This is a genomic window from Rhizobium sp. NPDC090275 (assembly GCF_044772225.1).
Classification (GTDB): domain Bacteria; phylum Pseudomonadota; class Alphaproteobacteria; order Rhizobiales; family Rhizobiaceae; genus Rhizobium.
Genome location: NZ_JBIVYL010000014.1, coordinates 142,857 through 165,601, shown reverse-complemented (window position 1 = coordinate 165,601; position 22,745 = coordinate 142,857). Strand labels below are relative to the sequence as shown.

At 62.9% G+C, this 22,745-nt stretch carries 17 protein-coding genes; 9 read left to right on the top strand and 8 right to left on the bottom strand.

The window, feature by feature from the left end; translation table 11 throughout:
- Positions 1-43: 43 nt before the first annotated feature.
- Positions 44-382 (bottom strand): P-II family nitrogen regulator, encoded by a 339-nt coding sequence (locus ACIQUB_RS28170; protein ID WP_018900556.1) that lies wholly within the window; start codon positions 380-382, stop codon positions 44-46.
- Between the two features lie 342 nt (positions 383-724).
- Between ACIQUB_RS28170 and ACIQUB_RS28165 the strand changes: the two genes are divergently transcribed.
- Complete coding sequence (locus ACIQUB_RS28165) at positions 725-2,200, top strand: NAD(P)H-hydrate dehydratase (protein WP_113236251.1); 1,476 nt, start codon at positions 725-727, stop codon at positions 2,198-2,200.
- 16 nt (positions 2,201-2,216) lie between these two features.
- Here ACIQUB_RS28165 and ACIQUB_RS28160 read toward each other — a convergent pair whose 3' ends face one another.
- From ACIQUB_RS28160 to uvrA, 4 genes are read right to left on the bottom strand one after another with little or no spacing between them, the layout of a single operon-like run.
- Positions 2,217-3,023 carry a DUF72 domain-containing protein gene (locus ACIQUB_RS28160; RefSeq protein WP_113236252.1) on the bottom strand — a complete coding sequence of 269 codons (807 nt, stop codon included), beginning with the start codon at positions 3,021-3,023 and terminating at the stop codon, positions 2,217-2,219.
- A 14-nt stretch (positions 3,024-3,037) separates the two neighbouring features.
- Positions 3,038-3,283: a hypothetical protein gene (locus ACIQUB_RS28155; protein ID WP_113236253.1), complete on the bottom strand. Its 246-nt coding sequence runs from the start codon at positions 3,281-3,283 to the stop codon at positions 3,038-3,040.
- A complete protein-coding gene (locus ACIQUB_RS28150) occupies positions 3,280-3,606 on the bottom strand; it encodes a DUF4258 domain-containing protein (protein ID WP_113236254.1) in 327 nt (108 codons plus the stop codon). The genes ACIQUB_RS28155 and ACIQUB_RS28150 overlap by 4 nt, the downstream gene beginning before the upstream one ends.
- The gene (gene uvrA, locus ACIQUB_RS28145) at positions 3,603-6,524 is read right to left on the bottom strand and encodes an excinuclease ABC subunit UvrA (RefSeq protein WP_037178290.1); all 2,922 of its coding nucleotides are present in this window, start codon (positions 6,522-6,524) and stop codon (positions 3,603-3,605) included. Before uvrA ends, ACIQUB_RS28150 begins: the two co-directional genes overlap by 4 nt.
- A 249-nt stretch (positions 6,525-6,773) precedes the next feature.
- On the opposite strand from uvrA, the gene ACIQUB_RS28140 reads away from it, so the two are divergent.
- Positions 6,774-7,334 (top strand): single-stranded DNA-binding protein, encoded by a 561-nt coding sequence (locus ACIQUB_RS28140; RefSeq protein WP_047512240.1) that lies wholly within the window; start codon positions 6,774-6,776, stop codon positions 7,332-7,334.
- A gap of 69 nt (positions 7,335-7,403) precedes the next feature.
- Here the strand turns inward: ACIQUB_RS28140 and ACIQUB_RS28135 are convergent, their stop codons facing one another.
- Positions 7,404-8,048 (bottom strand): MarC family protein, encoded by a 645-nt coding sequence (locus tag ACIQUB_RS28135; RefSeq protein WP_402934336.1) that lies wholly within the window; start codon positions 8,046-8,048, stop codon positions 7,404-7,406.
- A gap of 225 nt (positions 8,049-8,273) precedes the next feature.
- Here ACIQUB_RS28135 and gyrA point away from each other — a divergent pair, with 225 nt between their 5' ends.
- Together gyrA and ACIQUB_RS28125 are read left to right on the top strand one after the other, a co-directional pair.
- Complete coding sequence (gene gyrA, locus ACIQUB_RS28130) at positions 8,274-11,087, top strand: DNA gyrase subunit A (protein WP_113236255.1); 2,814 nt, start codon at positions 8,274-8,276, stop codon at positions 11,085-11,087.
- Between the two features lie 198 nt (positions 11,088-11,285).
- A complete protein-coding gene (locus ACIQUB_RS28125; protein WP_402934334.1) occupies positions 11,286-11,699 on the top strand; it encodes a hypothetical protein in 414 nt (137 codons plus the stop codon).
- A 121-nt stretch (positions 11,700-11,820) separates the two neighbouring features.
- On the opposite strand, the gene ACIQUB_RS28120 is transcribed toward ACIQUB_RS28125, so the two are convergent.
- Positions 11,821-18,549: a hypothetical protein gene (locus ACIQUB_RS28120; protein ID WP_113236257.1), complete on the bottom strand. Its 6,729-nt coding sequence runs from the start codon at positions 18,547-18,549 to the stop codon at positions 11,821-11,823.
- A gap of 463 nt (positions 18,550-19,012) precedes the next feature.
- Between ACIQUB_RS28120 and ACIQUB_RS28115 the strand changes: the two genes are divergently transcribed.
- Both ACIQUB_RS28115 and ACIQUB_RS28110 read left to right on the top strand, forming a co-directional pair.
- Positions 19,013-19,381, top strand: coding sequence for an Hpt domain-containing protein (locus ACIQUB_RS28115; protein WP_018900545.1), 369 nt, complete (start codon positions 19,013-19,015; stop codon positions 19,379-19,381).
- A gap of 215 nt (positions 19,382-19,596) precedes the next feature.
- Positions 19,597-19,917, top strand: a complete 321-nt coding sequence (locus ACIQUB_RS28110; protein WP_018900544.1) for a 2Fe-2S iron-sulfur cluster-binding protein — start codon at positions 19,597-19,599, stop codon at positions 19,915-19,917.
- 315 nt (positions 19,918-20,232) lie between these two features.
- Here ACIQUB_RS28110 and ACIQUB_RS28105 read toward each other — a convergent pair whose 3' ends face one another.
- Positions 20,233-20,859, bottom strand: coding sequence for a DUF922 domain-containing Zn-dependent protease (locus ACIQUB_RS28105; protein ID WP_112941636.1), 627 nt, complete (start codon positions 20,857-20,859; stop codon positions 20,233-20,235).
- 93 nt (positions 20,860-20,952) lie between these two features.
- Here ACIQUB_RS28105 and folP point away from each other — a divergent pair, with 93 nt between their 5' ends.
- Genes folP through folK form a run of 3 tightly spaced genes read left to right on the top strand, consistent with a single transcriptional unit; the run spans position 20,953 to position 22,701 of the window.
- On the top strand, positions 20,953-21,825 hold the full coding sequence (gene folP / locus ACIQUB_RS28100; protein ID WP_113236259.1) for a dihydropteroate synthase: 873 nt from the start codon (positions 20,953-20,955) through the stop codon (positions 21,823-21,825).
- Positions 21,822-22,190, top strand: coding sequence for a dihydroneopterin aldolase (folB, locus tag ACIQUB_RS28095; RefSeq protein WP_018900541.1), 369 nt, complete (start codon positions 21,822-21,824; stop codon positions 22,188-22,190). Before folP ends, folB begins: the two co-directional genes overlap by 4 nt.
- Before the next feature lies 1 nt (position 22,191).
- Complete coding sequence (gene folK, locus ACIQUB_RS28090; RefSeq protein ID WP_402934328.1) at positions 22,192-22,701, top strand: 2-amino-4-hydroxy-6-hydroxymethyldihydropteridine diphosphokinase; 510 nt, start codon at positions 22,192-22,194, stop codon at positions 22,699-22,701.
- Positions 22,702-22,745 lie beyond the last annotated feature (44 nt).

Sequence of the window (22,745 nt, the reverse complement as noted above, 5' to 3'; positions counted from 1 at the left end):
CATTTGAGAAGACGAGACGATTGCCTCGCCTGGACCAAACAGGTCAGATCGCATCGACACCGGTTTCGCCGGTACGGATACGAATGACTTCTTCGATATTGGATACGAAAATCTTGCCGTCGCCGATACGGCCGGTTTGCGCGGCCTTGCGGATCGCGTCGATGACGGCCTCCGCGTTCTCGTCGGCGAGGACGACTTCGACCTTCACCTTCGGCAGGAAATCGACGACATACTCCGCGCCACGGTACAATTCCGTGTGGCCTTTTTGGCGACCGAAGCCCTTTGCTTCCGTGACTGTGATCCCCTGCAGGCCAACTTCCTGAAGGGCTTCCTTCACTTCGTCCAGCTTGAAGGGCTTAATGATCGCTTCGATCTTTTTCATGAGAAAATGACTCTCCGCTTCTCCCGTTATAGCAGGCTCATACCCACCCCCCGATAGAATGCAGTTATCGTGCCAGTTGGAAAGCGGAATCTTCGTGGAAATGGCAGCCGGAGACCGAAAGTCGAGCGATTTTCAGCAATTTCAACGATTTTTTTGTCAAAAACGGCGCGGGTTGCAAGCGAAAAGCTTAAATTTCGACCGAAATGAGGAATATTCGCGATGTCTGATGCTTTCTTTCTGGCTTGTAGTGAAGGTTAAAATATATGCAAATGACTAAATAATAACCTTCCAGATTTTGCGCCAATCGGTTGTTTTTTAGGCGGATTCTGCTTGAATGGCCGGATGGACACTCAACTCGCCGACCTTCTCCTTACCCCCGCCGAAATGACCACCGTCGATGCTGCCGCAGCAGCCTCGGGCATCGACAGTTTCGGCCTGATGCTGCAGGCGGGCGCCGGCGTGGCGGCGGCCTTCCTGCGGCACTACCCGTCTGCGCGGCGGGCCGTCGTACTGTGCGGCCCCGGCAACAATGGCGGCGACGGATATGTTGCGGCACGCTGTCTGCAAGATAGTGGTGTCGCGGTTGCGGTGTTTCACTTGGGGGATCCCGATCGACTGAAGAGCGACGCTGCGCGGGCTTTCAGCGGTTGGTCCGGTGAGGGTGCGCCGATAGAGGCCTATCAACCCGCAGGCGGTGACGTCGTGATCGACGCGCTGTTCGGGGCCGGGTTGACGCGGGCCGTGCCAGAAGTCGTCAGTGCGGTAATCGTGCGTATAGAAAAAGCTCGCCTGCCGGTGCTTGCCGTCGACCTGCCATCCGGCATCGATGGCCGGACGGGCATGGTGCTGGGGGCGGCATTTACCGCCGAGCGCACGATCACCTTCATGACGCGCAAGCCGGGCCATCTGCTAATGCCGGGGCGGGAGCTTTCGGGCGTGCTCGAGGTGCTCGATATCGGCATACCCGCGCGGATCGTGCGCAGGCAAGCGTCAGGCAAACTGGCGGAGAACCGGCCGGAACAATGGCAGCGGTGGCTGCCGTCTTCGGGGCAGGAGACCCACAAGTACAAGCGCGGCCACCTCGTCGTCTTCTCTGGCGAGAAGGGCAAGACGGGTGCCGCGCGGATGTCGGCCATGTCTGGATTGAAGGCGGGCGCCGGGCTGGTGACGATCGCTTCGCCTGCGGATGCCCTGGAAGAGAACGCGACGCATCTGACGGCCGTGATGCTGCACGGCATCGATAGGGACGCCGAGCTCCTGGATTGGCTGAAGGACGAACGGTTGCGCAGCTTCGTGCTCGGGCCGGGCTTCGGAGCTGGCGAGAAGGCGCGTGGTTTTGTGGTGGCACTCGCGGCGCGGCATCTGGTTCTGGATGCCGATGGCATCACCTCCTTCCGCGAGGATCCTGCGGCGCTGTTCGCGTTGTTCGCTGAAGGCGAGACGCGGCTGGTTCTGACGCCGCATGAGGGAGAGTTTTCGCGGTTGTTTCCGGATATCGCCGCCGACGACAATCTAGGCAAGGCCGACAAGGCACTGGCGGCCGCGGCGCGGGCGAATGCGGCCATCGTCTACAAGGGGCCCGACACCGTGATCGCCTCGCCGGATGGTCGGGCGTTGATCAACACCAATGCTCCGATCTGGCTCGCCACAGCCGGCTCCGGCGATGTGCTGGCGGGGATCATCGGAGCGCTGATGGCGCAGGGGCTGCCGGCCTTCGAGGCCGCCGCCGCCGGCGTTTACATGCATGGCGAAGCGGGCAACCGGGCCGGCAAGGGGCTGACGGCGGAGGACCTCGTCAGCCACGTGCTGCTACTCTGATTGTTTCGCGCTCTGACTACTTGCCGACCTCATCCTGCAGCGCGATGGCGCCGAAGGGGGCATTGACCTTGCCCTCGTGGATCATGAAAGCGAAAACGTCGCGCGGCTCGACCTTGACCTTGCGGTCGCTATCGATAAGCGGCAGATCATCAGGCACCTTGCCTTCCGCCCAGGTTTCCAGGCGCTTGGCCCAGGCTTTCAGCTCTTTCGGCGGATAGCAGGTCCGGATTTCGTCCGAGCCCTTTTGCAGGCGTGTGTAGACGAAATCGGCGGTGACATCCGCCACCATCGGATAATCGAAATGTTCGGCGATAACGGGTGCGACACCGTATTTCGCCAAGAGCGTCACGAACTCAGGCACCTTGAAGCTGTCGTGACGGACCTCGACGACATGTTTAAGCGGCAGGCCATCCTGCTTGTCCGGCAAGAGCTTCAGGAAGCCCTCGAAATCCTCCGGCTCGAACTTCTTCGTCGGCGCGAACTGCCAGAGAATGGGGCCGAGATGCGGGCCAAGCTCGACGATGCCCTGGCCGAGAAAGCGCTCGACCGATTCACCGGCTTCGGAGAGGATCTTGCGGTTGGTGCTGAAGCGACTGGCCTTCAGCGAGAAGATGAAACCCTCGGGGACATCGGCGGCCCACTTGGCGAAGGTCTCGGGCTTCTGCGAGCTGTAATAGGTGCCGTTGACCTCGATGACCTTCAGCTGCCGGCTGGCATAATTCAACTCGTCCTTCTGCTTCAGCGTGGACGGGAAGAAGTGGTTGCGCCAGGGCTCGAATGTCCAGCCGCCGATGCCGACGCGAATGGTGCCGGGTTTTGTCATGACTTCAATCCATCCTATTCGTTTTCGCCAAAACCGCTTTTCGGATAGTCGGCCTCACGCGGCACGAGCCGGTAAACGCGTCCATCCTTCTCTGCACCTTCGAAATCATGGTCTCGCAAGGCACGACGTACGCGATCCAGCTTGCGGATATCCTCCGGGCTTACCGTCGGGGACCACTCGCCAACGTCGTCGTGAAGCTCCACGATGACCTCGGCGGCATATTCCCCCTCACGAATGAGCTGCGACGCCTGTCTCGTCATTGCGGCTTCCTCCTGGTGAAATCGTCATTCCAGCGATCTGGATCGGGAATGTATGCTGTTATCAACACCGCCGGTTCGGATGCACCTGATGGGATGCCCCAAAGCAAATGTACGGGTCTTCCCCGCTCGTCCGTCTGCAGGACCAGAACACAGGGCCCCTTGTGATAGTCCGGATACTCCTCCACGACGAGCGCCGACGATATGTCCATCACCAACGGCTCGATCAGCAGACCGTCGTTCAACAACTCCTGCAGTGCGTGTGCCGAGACCCTGAATTTGCCGTCAGCGATCAACACACGTACCGTGGAGAGGATCTCGCTCACTCCGCCGCCTGCACCTTCTTCACCGGCCGCCGCTCCAGCAGTTCCTTCAGGAACTGGCCGGTATAGGACCGCTTTTCCTTGACGATCGCCTCGGGCGTGCCAGACGCCACGATCTCGCCGCCGCCATCACCGCCTTCGGGGCCGAAGTCGAGGACCCAGTCGGCGGTCTTGATGACTTCAAGATTGTGCTCGATGACGACGACCGAGTTGCCCTGGTTGACCAGTTCGTGCAGCATTTCGAGCAGCTTGGCGACGTCGTGGAAGTGCAGGCCGGTCGTCGGCTCGTCGAGAATGTAGAGCGTGCGGCCGGTCGAGCGCTTTGAGAGCTCCTTGGCGAGCTTGACGCGCTGGGCTTCGCCGCCCGACAGCGTGTTCGCCTGCTGGCCGACCTTGATGTAGCCGAGGCCGACATCGAAGAGGGCCTGCAGCTTGTCGCGCACGGCGGGGACGGCGGCGAAGAACTCGACGCCTTCCTCGACGGTCATGTCGAGCACGTCGGCGATCGATTTCTGCTTGAAGGTGACGTCGAGCGTTTCGCGGTTGTAGCGCTTGCCGTGGCAGACGTCGCAAGTGACGTAGACGTCGGGCAGGAAGTGCATCTCGATCTTGATGACGCCGTCGCCCTGGCAGGCCTCGCAGCGGCCGCCCTTGACGTTGAAGGAGAAGCGGCCGGGCTGGTAGCCGCGCGCCTTGGCTTCCGGCAGCCCGGCGAACCAGTCGCGGATCGGCGTGAAGGCGCCGGTATAGGTGGCCGGGTTCGAGCGCGGGGTGCGGCCGATCGGCGACTGGTCGATGTCGATGACCTTGTCGATATGCTCGAAGCCGTCGATGCGATCGTGATCCGCCGGGATTTCGCGCGCGCCCATGACGCGGCGGGCGGCCGACTTGTAGAGCGTCTCGATCAGGAAGGTGGACTTGCCGCCACCGGACACGCCCGTGACCGCCGTGAAGACGCCGAGCGGGATCGACGCCGTGACGTTCTTCAGATTGTTGCCGCGGGCGCCGACGACCTTGATTTCCTTGCCCTTCTTAACCTTGCGTCGTTCTTCCGGCACGGTCACGCCGAGCTCGCCCGACAGGTATTTACCGGTCAGTGACTTCGGGTTGGCCATGATGTCCTGCGGTGTGCCGTGGGCGATGACCTGGCCGCCATGAATGCCGGCGGCCGGTCCGATATCGACGACATCGTCGGCTTGCAGGATGGCGTCCTCGTCGTGTTCGACGACGATCACGGTGTTGCCGATGTCGCGCAGGTGCTTCAGCGTTTCCAGCAGGCGGGCGTTGTCGCGCTGGTGCAGGCCGATCGACGGCTCGTCGAGTACGTAGAGAACGCCGGTGAGGCCGGAGCCGATCTGCGAGGCCAAGCGAATGCGCTGGCTTTCGCCACCCGACAGAGTGCCGGAGTTGCGCGAGAGGCTCAGATATTCGAGGCCGACGTCGTTGAGGAAGCGCAGGCGGTCCCTGATCTCTTTCAGGATTCGGACGGCGATTTCGTTCTGCTTCGCGTTGAAGCTGTCAGGCAGTGTTTCGAACCAGTCGCGGGCGACGCGGATCGACATATCCGTGACCTGGCCGATATGCAGCTTGTTGACCTTGACGGCCAGCGCTTCCGGCTTCAGGCGGAATCCGTTGCAGGACGGGCAGGGGGCGGCCGACATGTAGCGCTCGATCTCCTCGCGCGCCCAGGCGCTGTCGGTTTCTTTCCAGCGGCGCTCGAGATTGGTGATGATGCCTTCGAAATTCTTGTGCGTCGTGTAGGAGCGGGCGCCGTCGACGTAGTGGAATTCGATCTTCTCCTCGGTGCCGTTGAGGATGACGTCCTGCGCCTTGGCGGAAAGATCGTTCCAGCGGGCGCCGAGCTTGAAGCCGAAATGCTTGCCGAGCGCTTCCAGCGTCTGGTTGTAATAGGGCGAGGACGACTTGGCCCAGGGGGCGATGGCGCCGTCGCGCAGCGTACGCTCGGGTTCCGGCACGATTAGGTTGGCGTCGATCTTCTGCTGGGCGCCGAGGCCGTCGCAGGTCGGGCAGGCGCCGGCCGGATTGTTGAAGGAGAACAGGCGCGGCTCGATCTCGGAAATCGTGAAGCCGGACACCGGGCAGGCGAACTTTTCCGAGAACAGCACGCGCTCGTGCGTTTCGTTCAGCGACTTGTTGGCCGAGCCGCCGGCGGCGGTTTCCTCCACGGGCAGCGGCTTGTCGGCGAATTCGGCGATGGCGAGGCCGTCTGCGAGCTTCAGCGAGGTCTCCAGACTGTCGGCCAGTCGCGCCGAGACATCGGCGCGCACGACGACGCGGTCGACGACGATATCGATGTCGTGCTTGTATTTCTTGTCGAGCGCGGGGGCATCGGCGATCTCGTAAAACTGGCCGTCGATCTTGACGCGCTGGAAGCCCTTTTTCATGAGCTCCGCGAGTTCCTTCTTATACTCGCCCTTACGGCCACGCACGAGCGGGGCGAGGATGAAGAGGCGCGTGCCTTCCTCGAAGGCGAGGATGCGGTCGACCATCTGGCTGACGGTCTGGCTCTCGATCGGCAGGCCGGTGGCCGGCGAATAGGGAACGCCGACGCGTGCGAAGAGCAGGCGCATATAGTCGTAGATCTCAGTGACGGTGCCAACAGTCGAGCGCGGGTTGCGTGAAGTCGTCTTCTGCTCGATGGAGATCGCCGGCGAGAGGCCGTCGATCTGGTCGACATCGGGCTTCTGCATCATTTCGAGGAACTGGCGGGCATAGGCCGACAGGCTCTCGACATAGCGGCGCTGGCCCTCGGCATAGATGGTGTCGAAAGCGAGCGAGGATTTGCCCGATCCCGACAGGCCCGTCATGACGATCAGCTTGTTGCGCGGCAGATCGAGGTCGATGCCCTTCAGATTGTGCTCGCGCGCGCCACGGATTGAAATCGTCTTCAGTTCGCTCATCGTCTTCTGCTTCTGTGCTGGAACAAGCCCCTTATTTAGTGATGCCGGCGGGCGAGTCGAGGCTCAATGTCTAGATGGTGCAAGGTTTTCGATTCGGTTGACAGGATCATAGGGATAAAATAGAACAAATAAAGAACAAAATTCCTTGTGGATGAACCGCTATGGACGTCCATCGCGCCGCCTCTATGGTTTAAGGTGCATCGATTGTTTCAAGCGCCGCCGGGCAGGGCGGCAGGTAGGGTGAAAAGTATGGCTGGCAGCGTGAACAAGGTAATTCTGATCGGAAACGTGGGTGCTGACCCCGAAATCCGTCGGACGCAGGACGGCCGGCCGATCGCCAACCTCCGCATCGCGACATCGGAGACCTGGCGCGACCGCAATTCGGGCGAGCGCCGCGAGAAGACCGAGTGGCACACCGTGGTCGTCTTCAACGAAGGCCTGTGCAAGGTCGTCGAGCAGTACGTCAAGAAGGGCGCCAAGCTCTATATCGAAGGCGCGCTGCAGACCCGCAAGTGGCAGGACCAGCAGGGTCAGGATCGTTATTCCACGGAAGTCGTGCTGCAGGGCTTCGGCTCAACGCTGACGATGCTCGATGGACGCGGCGAAGGCGGTGGCGATCGCTCTGGCGGTGGTTACGGCGGTGGCCGTGGCGGCAATGCCGGCGGTGGTGATTTCGGCGGTGGCGGCGGTTATGGCGACGATTACGGTTCGCCGTCGCAGTCTTCCGGCCGTGGTGGCTCGGGCGGTGGTTCGTCTTCCGGCGGTGGCGGCAATTTCTCGCGCGATCTGGACGACGATATTCCGTTTTGATCGAACGACAGACCGAAAGGTTTCAGACGGCGCGCTTTGGGGCGCGCCGTTTGCGTTTTAACTGAAAGCTCAGACGGGCGAGGGAACGAGGTTCATCGCCGACTTGATGCCATCGACGACGAACTGGGTCGCGAGCGCCGCCAGGATGACGCCGAGCAGGCGGGTCAGGATGGCGCGGCCGGTGACGCCGAGGAAGCGGTCCAGCCGGTCGGCGATCAAGAGCGCCAGGAAGAGCAGGAGCAGGCTTGCGGCGATCACGATGATCAGCTGCGCCAGTTCGAAGGCCGTCTGCATCGAGCCCGCGATCAGGATGGTCGCGGAGATGGCGCCCGGGCCCGAGATCAGCGGAATGGCCAGCGGGAAGACGGCGATGTTCTGGATGTGGTCGACGGTGATCGCGGCCGTGCCGGTCTTTTCCTTGCGATCCTGGCGCTTCTCGAACACCATTTCAAAGGCGATCCAGAAGAGCAGCAGGCCGCCGGCGATGCGGAAGGCGCCGATCGAGATGCCGAGCACGCCGAGCACGCTGGATCCGAAGAGCGCGAAGACGGCGAGAATGATGAAGGCGATGATCGTGCCGCGCATCGCCACCTGCTTGCGCTGGGCTCTGCTCATGCCGACAGTGAGGCCGAGAAAGATCGGCGCGAGACCCGGCGGATCGATCGTGACGAGCAGGGTTGTAAAGGCGTTGATCAGTTGGTCGGCGCTTGCCATCATCTCTCCATATACCCATATCCGGGCTTGGTTTTCGCGCGATTGTGATGTGGGCAAACCGATTTTGCAAATGGCGCGGCGTGCGTGACGGTGATTGGGGCGCATAAGCCTCGTTTCGCCCTGATTAGACCGTAAAAGCCTGTTCAAAACTTCCTGCAAAATTGGCTTAGGAACAGCCTTTCCGCTATAAATCTTCAAGTGATTCTAGAAGAGATGTGATCCATTTTGACTGAGCAAACACCCCCCGGCGGCGGGAAGCTCCCGCCAGGCATCGAGCCCATCTCCATTATGGAGGAAATGCAGCGGTCGTATCTCGATTACGCGATGAGCGTTATCGTCAGCCGCGCGCTTCCTGACGTGCGCGACGGCCTCAAGCCCGTGCACCGGCGCATCCTCTACGGCATGTCCGAGCTCGGCATCGACTGGAACAAGAAATACGTCAAATGCGCCCGCGTGACCGGGGACGTGATGGGTAAATACCATCCGCACGGCAACACCGCGATCTACGACGCGCTGGCGCGTATGGCGCAGGACTGGTCTCTTCGCCTTCCGCTTATCGATGGCCAGGGCAACTTCGGCTCCGTCGACGGTGATCCGCCGGCGGCCGAACGCTACACCGAATGCCGCCTCGAGAAGGCCGCGCATTCGCTGCTCGACGATCTCGACAAGGAAACGGTCGATTTCCGCGACAACTACGACGGTACGCTCTCCGAGCCCGTGGTGGTTCCCGCGAAATTCCCGAACCTGCTCGTCAACGGCGCCGGCGGTATCGCCGTCGGCATGGCGACCAACATTCCGCCGCACAATCTCGTCGAAGTCATCAATGGCTGTATCGCGCTGATCGACGATCCGGCGATCGAGTTGCCCGAGATGATGCAGATCATTCCAGGTCCCGATTTCCCAACCGGCGCCAAGATCCTCGGCCGTTCCGGCATCCGCTCGGCTTACGAGACGGGCCGTGGCTCGGTGATCATGCGCGGCGTCGCGACGATCGAGCCGATGCGCGGCGATCGCGAGCAGATCATCATCACCGAGATCCCGTATCAGGTGAACAAGTCGACGATGATCGAGAAGATGGCCGAACTGGTGCGCGACAAGCGCATCGAGGGCATCTCCGACCTGCGCGATGAGAGCGACCGTCAGGGCTACCGCGTCGTCGTCGAGCTGAAGCGCGACGCCAATGCCGACGTCATCCTGAACCAGCTCTATCGCTATACGCCGCTGCAGACCTCGTTCGGCTGCAACATGGTGGCGCTGAACGGCGGCAAGCCCGAACAGCTGCAGCTGCTCGACATGCTGCGCGCCTTCGTCTCGTTCCGCGAGGAAGTCGTTAGTCGGCGTACAAAATTCTTGCTGCGCAAGGCTCGCGAGCGCGCGCACGTCTTGGTCGGTCTGGCGATCGCTGTCGCCAACATCGACGAAGTCATCCGCGTCATCCGCCAGGCACCGGATCCGCAGTCCGCCCGCGAAGAGCTGATGACCCGCCGCTGGCCGGCGCATGACGTCGAAAGCCTGATCCGCCTGATCGACGATCCGCGCCACCGCATCAACGACGACATGACGTACAACCTCTCGGAAGAGCAGGCACGGGCCATTCTCGAACTGCGTCTCGCTCGTCTGACGGCCCTTGGCCGCGACGAAATCGGCGACGAACTCAACAAGATCGGCGAGGAAATCAAGGATTACCTCGATATCCTGTCGTCGCGCGTGCGCATCCAGTCGATCGTCAAGGACGAGCTTGCTGCTGTCCGCGACGAGTTCGGCACGCCGCGCCGCACCGAGATCATGGATGGCGGCCTCGAAATGGACGATGAAGATCTCATCGCCCGCGAGGATATGGTCGTTACCGTCTCGCACCTCGGCTACATCAAGCGCGTGCCGCTGACGACCTACCGCGCGCAGCGCCGCGGCGGCAAGGGTCGCTCCGGCATGACCACGCGTGACGAAGATTTCGTTAGCCAGCTATTCGTGCTCAATACGCATACGCCGGTTCTGTTCTTCTCGTCACGCGGCATCGTCTACAAGGAAAAGGTCTATCGTCTGCCGATCGGCACGCCGACCTCTCGCGGCAAGGCGATGATCAACATGCTGCCGCTCGCTCCAGGCGAGCGCATCACCACCATCCTGCCGCTGCCGGAGGACGAGGACAGCTGGGCTACGCTCGACGTGATGTTCTCGACGACGCGCGGCACCGTGCGCCGCAACAAGCTCAGCGACTTCGTCCAGGTCAACCGCAACGGCAAGATCGCGATGAAGCTCGAAGAGGAGGGCGACGAGATCCTCTCCGTCGAGACCTGCACCGAGCACGACGACGTGCTTCTGACGACGGCGCTCGGCCAGTGCATCCGCTTTGCGGTCGACGACGTCCGCGTCTTCGCGGGCCGCAACTCGATCGGCGTACGAGGGATCAACCTCGGCGATAACGACCGCATCATCTCGATGACGATCGTCGGCCATGTCGATGCCGAGCCGTGGGAACGCGCCGCTTATCTCAAGCGCGCAGCCAACGAACGCCGCCTGACGACGGGTGAGGCCGAGGAAATCGCGCTGGTTGGCGAGGAAGTCACCGAAGAGGGACAGCTGAGCGACGAGCGCTACGAAGAGCTGAAGGCACGCGAACAGTACGTGCTGACGGTTTCCGAGAAGGGCTACGGCAAGCGGTCTTCCTCCTACGACTTCCGCATCTCCGGCCGTGGCGGCAAGGGCATTCGCGCCACCGATACGTCGAAGACGGGCGAGATCGGCGAACTCGTCGCTGCCTTCCCTGTCGATGACAACGACCAGATCATGCTGGTTTCGGATGGCGGTCAGCTGATCCGCGTGCCGGTTGGCGGCATCCGCATCGCCAGCCGCGCGACGAAGGGCGTGACCATCTTCTCGACCGCCAAGGACGAGAAGGTCGTGTCGGTCGAGCGCATCCGCGATCCGGAAGACGAGGTCGAAGAAGGTGCCGAGAACGGCGACGAGACCGCTGTTGTGCCGGGCGAGGAGCCTGCCGCAGAGGCTGGCGACGAAACGCCGCCGGACGCCGAGGCGTAAGAATTCCGCGCACCGGGTTTCCGGTGGGTGGATATGAATTGAAGAGAAGGGCCGGACCTTATGGGTTCGGCCCTTTTTGTTTGAGTTGCGGAGGCCTTGGCGCCGCTCTCAGCGAGCTTGCCGCGGGGATGTCGATGCTCTGCGGGACGGCAAAAGAGATATTGTTTTTCCTGATAAATCCCTGGGTTGCAGTCCTCGTTGTTTTTGGTGAGTATTCCTCACGATGCAACCAGATGGCGATTCGCAGGCTTGATGGAGGATCTGCCCGCCGATCGCTCGATGACCAGTAAGGAGGACGTCATGCACCCGTATTTGCTGCAATCAATTGAGACCGCTCAAGCCTCGGATCGCCTTGACGTGGCCGATATCGCGCAGAAGCGGATGCTCGTCATATCGGCCGCGAGAGCGATCCATCGCATGCATGCCGAACTGGGCATCGATCTCGCCCAGAGCGAGCTGCGGCGCGGGCATATCGTCTACGACCTCGCGGAGCTTGCGACGCTGATCGATGACGGCGTGCCGGATCATGTGGTGGCATCCGGGCTGAAGGAAGCGGCTGAGGTAATGGCAAGTCTTTGCCATTTACTGACGGAGGATGCCGCCGCGGAGTGAATTTCCGGCGCCGCTATTTGGTGCGGCGGTGGTCGCGGGCATTGAGCGTTCGGCCCAAGCCAACAGAACAAAAAGGCCGCATCGTTTCCGATGCGGCCTTTTGTTTGTCTCTCGTTCCGCCTTAGTTCAGGCGGCCTGCCGCGTGGGCGAGCATGGTGTAGACCTTGCCGGTGTCTGACGTCAGGTAGGACTGGGTGATCGTCCGGTCGCGGTCGGTGCGGGCGACGTCGGCGAGCAGCTTTTCGAAGTCGGCGATGTAGCGGTTGACGGCAGTGCGGAATTCCGGCTCGCGGTCATACTTGTGCTTGATCTCGTCGAAGGTCTGCTGGCCCTTCAGCGTGTAGAGGCGGCGCGTGAAGACGTCGCGTTCGCCACGCTGGTAGCGGCGCCACAGATCGACCGAGGCATCGTGATCGATGGCGCGGGCGATATCGACGGAGAGCGAGTTCAGCGATTCCACCACGTGGCGCGGATTGCGGTTGTCGCCGGCGCGCGGCGCCTGGGGTGCCGGTGCCTCTACGCGGGGCGCCGGCTGGCGGGCAACGGATTCCTCTGCGCTCTCGTCGCGCGATGCGCCGCGAAGCAGGTCGCTGATCCAGCCGCCGGATGCTGGCGATGCAGCAGGCGCCTGGGTCACGGCAGGCGCGCGCTGCGGCGTCGCGGGCGTTGCTGCCGCAGTGCCGAGCGAACCGCGCAGGCCGAAGCCTTCGATCGAGGAGGGCGGAATGGCGGCCGCGGCCGGGGTCGGCAACGGCGCAGGGGCCGGTACTGGAGCCGGTTGCGGCTGCTGCTGGATCGCGGGCTGCACCGGCGCCTGGCGCGGCGCAGGTTGTGGCTGCGGCTGCTGGGGCTGGGCAAGCGTGCGGGCGGCGGGCTCGGAAACTTCGAGCTGCTGCGTCGAGCGGCCGACGATGTGCGAGATGTCCTGCAGCGCCTTGATCTGCTCGGAGACGGCGCGGCGCATGGCAGCCGCGCTTTCCTTGGCTTCCTCGGGCAGGTCGAACGCGCCGCGCTTCAGCTCGCTGCGCGTCATGTCCAGTTCCTTGCGGATATCGCCGGCGGAGCGGCGGATTTCCTCGGTAGCGCCAGAGAAGCGGGCGACGGCTTCGTCGACGGCTTCGCGCAGCGATTCACGCATCTGCTGTGCGGCGCCATCCGACAGGCGACCTGCGTCGCCCATCATGCGCTCGACTTCCGACAGCGACGCCGTCAGGCCGCCGCGAACGCGGTTGGCGAGTTCGCCGGAGCGGCGCTCGGCATTGCCAAGCGTGGTGTCGAGCGTCGCGTTGACGTCTTCGCTGGCCTTGCTGACGCTGCTGCGCATCGCTTCGGCGGCTTCCGCGGCGCGCTTTTCGGCATCCGAGAGCGTGGTGCTGATATCGGCGAAGGACGACTGCACGCCTTGGCGCAGATTGTGGCTGACCTGGTTCGAGCGCTGTTCGGCGCGATCGAAGGCCGAGTCGACCATGCTGCCGAGGGCACGCATCGTCTTTTCGATGTCTTCCGAGCGCTGGACGAGGCCGACCGACAGCGTCTGCAGCGCGGATTCGCGATCTTCCAGCGTCGAGACGAGGTTGGACTGGGCGGCGCCGAGCAGGCTGGAGGCCTGCGTCAGAACCTTGGAGTGCTCGTCGAAACGGCCGATGATGCTGCCGACCTGCGAAAGCGTCTGGCCGGAGATGTCGGAGAGGCGATCGACCTTGCCTTCGAGAAGGCGGGTCGAGGCTGCGACCATTTCGGCGGCCTTGGAGGCCGAGTCGGTGAAGCGCGAGGTGGTGTCGCCGAGGCGGCCATCCACGGCGCTCAGCTCTTCGGCCGCGCGGCTCATCATCTGGCCCATGACCATGCTGTTGTCGGACAGGCGGTCGATCAGGCGGTTGACGTTGGAGAGCAGGCTGTTTTCAATCGCATCGACGGCCGAGGTGGCGCGTTCGGTGCGGGCGTTGATCGCGTCGATCAAAGCGGTGTTTTCGGTGCGCAGGCGCTCGGCGCTCTGGTCGCTCGCCGCCGTGAGCTGCGCAGCACTCTGCTCGCTGGCGGCGGTGATCTGTGCAGCACTCTGTTCGCCGGCAGACGTGATCTGCGCCGCGGCCTCGCGGCCGGTCTGCGCGTAGCGATCGATCATCGGGCGGGCGGTCTCGTCGAGAATGCGCGACAGCTCGGTCGTGCGGCCTGCGAGCATGGAGTTCAGCTCGCGGGTGCGGTCATCGAGGGCGGCGCGGATCGAGCTTCCACGCGCTTCGAGGGCCTGCTCCACGGTGTTGAGCGTGCCGTCAAGTTCGCGCGAGCGCTCTTCAAGGCCGCTGCGGATCGCATTGCCGCGGGCTTCGAGCGCGCGGTCGACATCGGCCATGGTGGAGGCGATCTCTTCGCTGGCGCTTGCGATCGTCGTGCGGATATCCGTGCCGTGGCTGGCGAAGGTGTTCTGCGCGTCGTTCAGCGCCTTGGAGATGGCGCCGACCTGGCCGCTGACGAGCGTTTCGGCCTCTGCCACCTTGTTGATGATGGCGTTGCCCGCTTCGGAGAAGGTCTGGGCGACGGCTGCGGCCTGGCCGGCGAGGCGGTTCTGCGCCTCGGAAACACGGCCGACGATCTGCTCGGAGCGCTCACCCATCGAACGGGCGAAATCGCTGCTCTTGGCGTCGAGGCCTTCGGCGAACTGCTGGCCGGTCTGGCTGAGGGAGGCTGCGGCGCGCGTGGCTTCCTCGTCCATGCCCTGCGTGGTGTCGGCGACCGCGCTGCGCAGCGAGGCGGCGAGGCCGGCGGCCTTGCCTTCGATCGTGCGGTTGACGGCGTCGAGGCCGACGTTGAGCGCGCGGTCCATGGTGGACAGACGTTCGTCGATCTTGGCGGTGCCACGGTCCATGGCTTCGCCGATACCTGCGGTGCGGGCGTCGATACCGTCAGTCAGGCTGGCGGCGCGGCTGTCGATCTCGGAGGCGAGGTGGCTGGTGCGGCCATCGATCGTCTCGGAGAACTTGGCAATGCTATCATCGACAGCGGATGCGATGCGGCCGGAGGTTTCGTCGCTGAGAGCGCCGAGCCTTGAGATGCCATCCGTCAGTGTGCCCGTCAGGCGTTCGCCCGCGGCATCGACCTGCTGTGCAACACCGCCGACGCCGTCGCGAATCCGGTTTTCAAGCGCTGCGAGGCCGGCTTCGACGCGCGAGCCGGTGTCGGCGAAGCGGCCGGTCATGCCTTCGATCGACTGGTCGAGGTGCGAGGCGAAGCTCTCCGTCGAGCGGGAAATTTCGTCGGCCGCGGTCTGGAAGCGACCGGCGATGTTGCCGGTGCTGTCGCGCAGGCGGTCTTCGAGCGACTGGGCGCTGTTGTCGATCGCCTGGCGAATGGAGGCTTCGCGATCTTCCAGCGACATTTCGAGCATGCTGACGCTTGCGGCGATCGAGGCGCCGATGGTGGTCGCCTGGTCGGAGAGCGTATCGCCAAGCTGGGCATGCGCTTCATTGAGCGTCAGGTTGATCGCCTGCGTGCGGTCGTCGAGCGTGGCGCGGATGCGGGCATGCGCCGAAACGAGGCCGTCTTCCAGCTTGGTCGTGGCATTGCCAGTCAGCGCCTCGAAGCGGTCGGCGGCGGAGGTCAGGCCACCTTCGATGCGGTCGGTACCATCGGTGATGGTGCTGGAGATGGAGGAGGCGTGTTCGGCGAGCGTGCGTTCCAGGCGCTGCTGATTTTCGGTGTAGGCGCCGCGGATTTCCTGGGCCTTGTCGGTGAAGGCGCCGGCGACGCGAGCTTCGGCTCCGGCGACGCTATCGATCAGCGCATTGGTGCGGGCGTCCAGAACCTCGTCGAAGCGGCTCTGGCTGTCGCCGAGCGAGATGGCAAGCGCCATGGACTTTTCGGCGAGCGTGTCGGCGAGGCGGTCGTGCACGTCGGCAACCGTGTCGTTGATCGACTTGGCGTTCTGCGAAAGCGTGCTTTCGATACGGTCGTGGCCGCTGACTAGCGAGTTCGCGATGCTTTCGGCATGGTGGCCGAGCGTGTCCTCAAGGCGCGAATGGCCTTCGTTGAGTGCGATCGCAAGACCCATCGCCTTGTCGTCGAGGGCTTCGTTGATCCGGTCGTGGCCGCTGGCGAGAGAGGTCGCGATGTTGCCGGCATGGCGGCCGAGCGTGTCTTCGAGGCGCGAGTGGCCTTCGTTGAGCGCGATCGCCAAGCCCATGGACTTGTCTTCGAGCGCTTCGCTGATGCGGTCGTGACCGCTGGAGAGCGAGGCCGCAATGCCATCGGCGTGGTGCGCCAGCGTATCGGCGAGGCGGCCCTGGCTGTCGTCGAGCGAGATGGCGAAGGCCATGGCGCGGTCGTCGATCGCTTCGGTCAGCTTCTCCTGGCCGGCGGCGAGCGATTGCGAGATCGCTTCCGCGCGGGTGTCGAGCGCGGTCTCGATCAGGCTGCGGCCCTCGTTCATCGAGGCATTGAAGGCGGCGCTGCGTTCGGCGATGGCGTCGGCAAGCTTGCGCTCGCCTGCTGCCAGCGACTGCGAGATGGCGCCGGCATGCGAGCCGAGTGTGTCCTCGATGCGGCTGTGGCCTTCATTGAGCGAGATGGCGAGCGCCATGGCGCGGTCGTCGAGCGTCTCGGCAAGACGATCATGACCGGAGGCGATGGAGCCGGCGATGGCATCGACCTGCGAGCCAAGCGTCTCCTCGAAGCGGCTCTGGCTTTCGTTGAGCGAGATCGCGAGCGCCATGGCCTTGTCATCGAGCGTATCGGCGAGGCGGTCATGGCTGCCGGTGACGGCTTCGATGATCGCTTCCGAGCGGCTGGCAAGGGTGTTTTCGAAGCGCGACTGGCTGTCGGAAAGCGCGCCGAGGAAGACGCCACTGCGCGCCGACATGACGTCGTCGATGCGCTCATGGGCGGAATCCAGCGCCTGGGTGATATCCTCAGCGCGCTTGGAGATCGTGGTGTTCAGCTCGTCGGCACGGCCGAAGGCCGAGGTGATCTGGTCGGTACCGGCCGAAACCGCCGAGCTCAGATCCGACGTCGTCGACAGCAGCGTATCGCGGAACTCGGTGGCGCGGGCCGAGAGGTTGTTGTGGAGCTCCGAGGTGCCGGAGGCGAGCGCCAGCGAGATTTCGGAGGTGGCGTGGCTGAGCGCCGAGGTCATTTCGGCAGTGCGGGCGCCAATCGCGCTCGCGACTTCGTCGACCTTGCCCGAAAGCGTGCTTTCCAGCACTTCCTGGCCGGTCGAAAGCGCCGTCGTCAGCGCGAAGGACTGGTCGGTCAGCGACGAGCCGATGCGCTCGATGCTGGAACTCAGGATGCCGTTCAGCGAATCCGAGCCGCCGGTCAGGGTATCGTTGATGCGGTTCAGGCTCTCCATCAGCTTGGTGTCGAGCGTGCCGGCGCGCTTGTCGAAGGCGTTGGCGAATTCGGCGACACGTTCGTCGAAGGAGGTGGACAGCTGGGCGACGGTCGCCTGCAGGCGCTCGTCGAAGAAGCCGGAGCGCAGGTCGAGGTCCATGATCGTGTCATCGACGCTGGACTGCAGGCTGTGGCGGAAGCTGGTGCCGCGCTCGTCGAGCGTGCTGTTCAGCTTGGCGAGCACGTCATCCAGCGTGCTGGTGATCGTACGTTCGCCGCCGGTCAGGCTTTCGTTGATATCGCGGGTGCGCGCGATCAGGATCTCGTTCAGCTGGCGGGCGCGGTCGTTGAGCGCGGCGTTCAGCTTCTCGGCGTTGCTGTCCATGGTGGACGCACGCGTCTCGAACTGGCTGAGAATGGTGTTGCCGTGGTCGCTCAGGCTAGACGTCAGCGAATCCAGGCGGTTATCGAACTCGTTGGCGAGCGCGAAACCGGAGGAGGTCAGCGTCTGCAGCAGCGAATCGGTCTTGGCGGCGAGCAGCGTGCCAAGCGACTGGATGGCGGATTCCGACTTCTCGGTGATCGTGGCGGCGCGCGTGTCGATCATCGAGGCGAAGGCTTCGCCTGAGGTCGCAAGACGCACGGCGATTTCTTCGGTGGCCAGCGACAGGTCTTCGCGCAGCTGGTCGTGAACGCCGACGATCGAGGTGCGGATGCGCTCGGCGTGATTGACGATCGCCTCGCGCTCGGAGCCGAGTTCGTGGACGAGACCGCGCACGCGCAGTTCGTTGTCGGCGTAGCTGCGCTCCAGCGCATTGACTTCCGAGTGGACGAGGGTTTCGAGCTCGGAGGCACGGGCGATGGTGCGCTCGATGCCTTCGTTCATGGCGGAGACTTCACGACGCACGGCCTGGCCGACCGTCATGATGCGTTCCGACGCGATGGTTTCCGGCTCGGAGAGGCGCAGCGCCACTTCCGCCATCGAGCGGGCGGCGTTTCGCATGTCCTGGGCGCGCGCCATCATGATGGCGAAGGCGTAGAACAGGAGAACCGGGATGACGATGCCGACGAGACCGGCGATCACGCCGGGCAGGGCGACGAGGTCGGAAATCGAGCGGATCTGCCAGATCTGCGGCGAATAGAGGAGCGACATCAGGCCGAGGCCGCCGACGATCCACAAAAGCGAAACGAGCGTGGCGTTGCGCAGCGCCGGACGGGCGGAACCGTTGTCGAGTGATTTCAAGAGCGAAGCGGGGCTGACCCGGCTGCCGTCGTTTGCGGCAAAGGCCGGCGCGCGCGATCCCTGCTCGGGGGAGCGGGGCGTTGCGGCGGGGCGCTGCTGCTTGGCATCGTCTTTACGCTGATTGCGGACAGTTGGCTTTTCGGACACTTTTGCCTCCGAGGCGTCTTGCTTCCTGACTTGTGGAGACGGCGTATCATCGTCCTCGAAGTCGATCTGCAGGGCTTCATCCAGCGCCTTGAACGCCTTGTCCTCGATCGATTCGTTGTACTTGTTGTTCGCCATTCCGTTACGCCTCGTTACATCTCAGCCGGTTTACTACGCACCCGGGTTTCCGCGTCACCCGAACAAACCTTGCCTCTGAACCTGTCCGCCCAAAATCCGTAGAGCGGATAAGTATGTCATTTCAGAGTGGATAGCTGCTTTCGCACACTTACGGTATCAAAACATTACCATTATCCACTTGGCGAGCAAAGGCTTCCACAACCCAGCTCTCCCAGTCGTATCGTAGTGACACATCCGGGCCTGCTAGACAATTAACGCCTTCGGTCAAATGCTGAGTTATTAACGCTTGATTAACCCGAATTAACGCCGGCGCGGCCTTGAAATCCAATGTGTTAGAAGTGTTTGACTGATGTTAACCATATAGCGAGAAATTCGCCCTGATTGCGCCCGAATTTAACGCGATTGGCACTGCGCCCCCGCAACATCATTCAAACGGCGGGACCTAAGACGGGAGAATTGGCATATGGCAGCAGTCAGTATTGCGTTCGCGGCGCCAGATCATGGCAAGGGACAGGTTCCCTCGCAACAGCGGCCGGTCGACCTTGTTCACCTGGCCAACCAGACGATGGGCGACAAGGCGCTTGAACTTGAGGTCTTGCAGATGTTCGCGCGCCAGGCGCGCGCCTGCCTGCACGACATGTCTTCCGGCGACGGCAAGGCGATCGTAGCCGCGGCCCACAAGCTCAAGGGCGCGGCAAGCGCTGTCGGCGCCTTCAGGGTACGCGATGCCGCCGAAGCGCTTGAAGGCAATTGCGGCGATGCCTCGAACATGGCGGCCGTCGGCGTCGCCGTCATCGAGGCGGAGAATTTCATCCTGAAGCTTTGCCGCTAGGCGGCAATGACGCCATCAGGTGTTCGATCATGGGACCCGTTGCACCATTGCGGAGCAGCGGGTCTTTTTATTGCTCCTTGCGTGGCGCAATCTGACAAGCGTGTCGCTTCCAAATCTGGAATGAAGAGCGCAAGGGCGGTCGTTGTTGACTGCCTCGCGTAATTGTTGGAAGTAAAAATCCAAACCCATCCCATTGATGATCACCGGAAAACACCATGCCCAAACTGACCATTGTCGCTTTCGACGGTACGCGCTTCGATCTTGATGTCGATCAAGGATCGACCGTCATGGAAAACGCCGTGCGCAACTCCGTGCCGGGCATCGAAGCCGAATGTGGCGGCGCCTGCGCTTGCGCGACCTGTCATGTCTACGTCGACGAGGAGTGGACCGAACGCGTCGGTCCGCCCGAAGCGATGGAAGAAGACATGCTTGATTTCGCCTTCGACGTCCGCCCGACCTCGCGTCTCTCCTGTCAGATCCGCATGAAGGCGGCGCTGGACGGGTTGACCGTGCATGTGCCGGAGCGCCAGGCTTAATTCTCCGAAGCATAATCCTCCCGAGGATGAAGCGGCCAAAAAAAGCCTCGCTTGCCGATGTGACGAGCGAGGCGAGGTAGGCGCATTACCTACGGCCAAGGGAGGATCGACCGCGGCTTCGCAACGCGCCAGGAGAACCCAGAAAACGAAAGTCCCGGCTAACGGACCTGAACTTTCGAACGACTGAATATTAGCGCGTTGTGTTTCACAAATCTATGGTGAGAAATTACCATTCATTGGCTGGGGCCGTGCCGGTTTCGCACAATTTTCATTGCGCGGCTAAGGTCCGGCCGTCGATTTCTGCCCGAGAATCAGCTATTTTTCGCCGTCCGATGGTTTCAGGCGATTATTCAGCAGGCGTAGCATGCGCTTCTGGAAGTTGACGGCCTCCACCTGATCGAATCGCGCCTGCAGCCTGTCGTGCTCGGCAATTCCCCGCGTCGATACCTCGGTCACCAGCTCCTGCATGGCTTCGCAATTGGGCTGCGGCGGGAGCGCCATGATCTTGCGTTCCATGTTGCGCGCCTGGGTTCGGGCGATCTCGGCATGGCGTTCCTCATGCCGCTTGATGTCGCTCGACAGCGTGTCCCAGATCATCGACAGCTCGGGGCTGGCGCCGCGGCGATTGTTCCAGCGCGGCAGGATGATCTGCGTATGCACGGTAACGCGCGCGGTGCTGACGCGGCAGCGGCCGTTTTCCTCGACATAGGTGGCATCGCCGCCGAAGCGGATCTTGGTGGCGCCGGGGTGGCGGGCCGACGAGCCGTTGGCCGTCGGGCCACGCGTGCTCAGCTGCTCGTCCAGTTCGTCGGCGGTTTTGCCCTTGATGTTGAAATAGGAATAGCTCTTGGTCGCCACGACGGCGGCGCTTGCGGGATAGCCAGCGGACAGCGAGACGGAAATGGCGAGGAGGAGCGGCATATAACGCGACACGGACGGCATTCTGCAAATACTCATGTTGAAGTTTGCGGGAGCTTGGGGCATAGCCACCGCTAGCGCAATATGATGACGCTGTTTTTTCGATCGATAGGATGAATGCAGGTGGCAAAGCTTGGCAGCAGTTTCTGGCGCGTCGGGCACGGCCGCGAGATTGAGCTCGGCTCGACCGCGGTCATCATGGCGATCGTCAACGTCACGCCGGACTCTTTTTCCGACGGCGGTCGCTACGACAGCGTCGACAAGGCCGTTGCGCATGCGCTCGATGCCGTCGAGGCCGGTGCCGCTATTATCGATATCGGCGGCGAATCCACGCGGCCGGATGCGGCGAGCGTCGATGCGCGTGAAGAGCAGGCGCGGGTGTTGCCCGTCATCGAGGCGCTGCGCGGCAAGACCGAGGCGCTGATTTCCATCGACACCTATCGCGCCGAGACCGCCCGACTTGCCGTCGAGGCCGGTGCGCATATCGTCAACGATGTCTTCGGGTTGCAGAAGGAGCCCGACATCGCAGATATTGCGGCGAAGACCGGCGCGGGGCTTTGCGTGATGCATACCGGTCGCGACCGTGACAAGCTGGATGATGTCATCGCTGATCAATTCCTTTTCCTGGAGCGGTCTCTCGAGATCGCCGGGCGCGCCGGCGTGGCGCTGGACCGCATCGTTCTCGATCCCGGCTTCGGCTTTGCTAAGGACACGCAAGAGAATCTCGAACTGATGGCGCGTTGCGACGAGCTTCAGCGGCTTGGCTTTCCGATCCTGGCCGGCACGTCGCGCAAGCGGTTCGTCGGGGCGGTAACGGGCCGCGAGGCGGCCGATCGCGATGCCGGCACGGCGGCCACCAGCGTGCTTTTGAGACTGAAGGGCGCCGCGATTTTTCGGGTGCACGATGTCGCAATCAACAGGGACGCACTTGCGGTGACTGATGCTATGCTGAAGGCACGCGACGCATTCGAGCGGAAGGGCACGTTATGAGCACCACCTACACCATCACCCTGCAGAACTGCGCCTTCTTCGCCCGCCACGGCGTTCACGACGAAGAGGAGTTTCTGGGACAGCGTTTCTTTGTCGATGCCGAGCTCGATGTCGTGACCGGCACCGCGCTGGAGACGGATTCGATCGACGATACCGTCAATTACGGCATCGCCTTCACCGTCATCGAGGAGATCGTCACCGGTAAGCGACGTTATCTCATCGAGGCGCTTGCGCTCGATATCGCCAAGGGGCTCTGTCAGAAATTCCCGCAGATCAAGCGGGCGAAAATTACCGTCCGCAAGCCGAACGCGCCGGTTCCCGGCGTGCTTGATTTCGTCCAGGTGAGCGTCGAACATTTTGTCTGACATGGCTTTTGAGACCGCCACGCTTGGACTTGGCGGCAATATCGGCGATCCCGTCCACTCCATGGCGCAGGCGCTCAAGGCGTTGGACGCGCGGGCGGATTGCCGCGTCGGCGCGGTCTCCCGGCTCTACCGCACGCCGCCATGGGGCAAGACGGACCAGTCGTTCTTTTTCAATTGTTGCGCCAAAGTGTCGACGTCGCTTCAGCCGGAAGCGCTGCTCGATGTCTGCCTCGACATAGAGCGCGGCATGAAGCGGGAGCGCATCGAGCGCTGGGGGCCGCGCACGCTCGATATCGATGTGCTGACCTACAACGACATCAGCCAGGATGCGCCGAGGCTGGAGCTCCCGCATCCAAGGATGACCGATCGCGGCTTCGTGCTGATGCCGCTCGCAGACTTTGCGCCCGACCTGATCGTCAAGGGTGTCGCGGTGCGCGAATGGCTTGCTCGCGCCGATATCCAGGGGATCGAGGTCGCCGATCAGAGTATGGATTGGTGGCGTGACGCCTGAAACGAAAGAAGCGGCCATGTGGCCGCTTCGTCGTATGCTTCGTT